The following is a 1,890-nucleotide window of genomic DNA, read 5'->3' as shown; positions in this document are numbered from 1 at the left end:
GGGGTGAGTAGGCCGGAGGAATTTCACCTGCCGGCCTCTCGCAGAACGGTGCGTGAACCTCTCGATTCACACCGCTCCCATCAGGCAAACGTATTCGTTCCGAACGCCTTCCAGTGCACAAACAGTCCTGGATTTTCCCGCGCCAGCTTTCTCACGAAGAGGCTGGCACGCGTCTTATGAGACTGAAAGCGCTTGAACTTACGCATGATCCACGCCCTGAGCTTCCGGTTGACGTAATCAGCCAGAGTGGACAGGGCCGAACGGCTGTAACGGCCGTAATAGGCTATCCATCCCCGAAGGAGTGGATTGAGCTGTTGGGCAATTTCAGCCAGCGTCCCCGGCGTTTGCCGCGGGATGTTCAAGCTTTTGATCGTGGCTCGCATCGACTTCATTGCCGTTGGGCTGGCCGCAGGCGTGTAGCCACAGAAGAACTCATCTCGCTGTGTGTTCGCCACGCGTCGCGGTCGGAACTGATACCCGAGGAAGTCGAACACGACATTCGGGTATTCCCCTCTGCGCCTTTGGTCTTTGCAATAGACGATCTTGGTCTTTGTCGGATGCATTTGGAGCCCGCATGCTACCAGTCGAGCACCAAGCTCCGCCTTGAGGGCTTCTGCCTGCTGCTCATTCCGGCAATGCACAAGGCCATCGTCCGCATATCGACACCATGGCAGGTCAGGGTGTGTCCGCGTCATCCACAGATCAAATGCATAGTGCATGAAGAGATTCGACAAGATCGGGCTGACAACGCCCCCTTGCGGGGTACCTCGTGTGCGCTCGACTACTTCTCCGTTCTTCTCCATCGGCGCTGCCAGCCATCTTTCGATGTAGAGCAGAGCCCACTTGCATGCGACGTGTTTCCTGACCGCCTTCAGCAGGAGATCGTGCGGAAGATTGTCAAACAGCCCTTTGATGTCGAATTCCAGAACCCAGTCATACTTCCAGCACCGCTGCCGCGTCACTCCCACGGCATCCAGAGCCGATTTTCCCGGCCTGTAGCCGTAGGAGTCTGGAAGAAAGAGGGAATCCAAATCCGGCTCAATCATCTGCTTGACCACCATCTGCGCGATCCGATCGCTGACGGTGGGCACACCCAAAACCCTTTCGCCCCCAGTCTTCTTCGGAATGGAGACAGCGCGAACCGGCGGTGGGAAGTACGTCCCTGAGGACATCCGATTCCAGATCTTGTAGAGGTTTCCTGCAAGGTCCTTTTCGAACATCTCCAGGGTCTGCCCGTCCACCCCGGCTGCGCCATGGTTGGCTTTGACCGCTTTGTAAGCTTCGTACACTTGACGTTTCTCTATTCGAAACGGCTTGTCTGTCGTACTTTCCGAAGTCATCCTGTTTCCAGTTGTTCCAAACAATACGACGGCCTGATCCGCCCCCTTTGCTCTGACCCCATTACAGGGTCCTCGACGCTCATACGGGGCGGTCCGCCCCAGTCTCCTGCATCGGTACTCTCGCCTTGCGGTTTGCTCCGCTTGAGCTTCTCCCTTTGCATCAGGAGCCTGGTTCCTGCAGTTCCGCGTGAAAGCCTATGTCCAACTCACGCCCCCTCTACGCCGGTCGCCGCCCGCCCGGTCATCAGGCGTCTGGCGGACTTGTCCCAGGATGACGAAACGGTCCTGGTTTCGACGACACTTACGTTCATAACGACGCGTCCTCGGAGGGTTCACTTTCGTTCGTCTTTTGGACATGCACCTGCTCGGGTCTCGCCCGAACGTTTCATCCGACGCTCACTACCACGGCTCTTTACCGCAGCAGCTCGGACTGGTTTGGGACCTGCCCCTGAAAGCCGATCCCGGAGGGCCGTCCTCCATCATTCACGCAGCTTCACGTTACGGGGTTAGCTCATACTGAACTCCTTCCGTGCCTCTGCAGCACACTCTC

The 1,890-nt window shown here is 57.5% G+C and carries 1 protein-coding gene; it reads right to left on the bottom strand.

Annotated features, from left to right (window positions below):
• Window positions 1–80: 80 nt before the first annotated feature.
• A complete protein-coding gene (gene ltrA, locus AC0L16_RS33340; protein ID WP_473625768.1) occupies window positions 81–1,340 on the bottom strand; it encodes a group II intron reverse transcriptase/maturase in 1,260 nt (419 codons plus the stop codon).
• Window positions 1,341–1,890 lie beyond the last annotated feature (550 nt).

It is taken from the genome of Mesorhizobium sp. WSM4848 (genome assembly GCF_055811375.1).
Note: the sequence above shows the minus strand (reverse complement) of the source record. Positions and strands in the feature narration are given on the sequence as shown.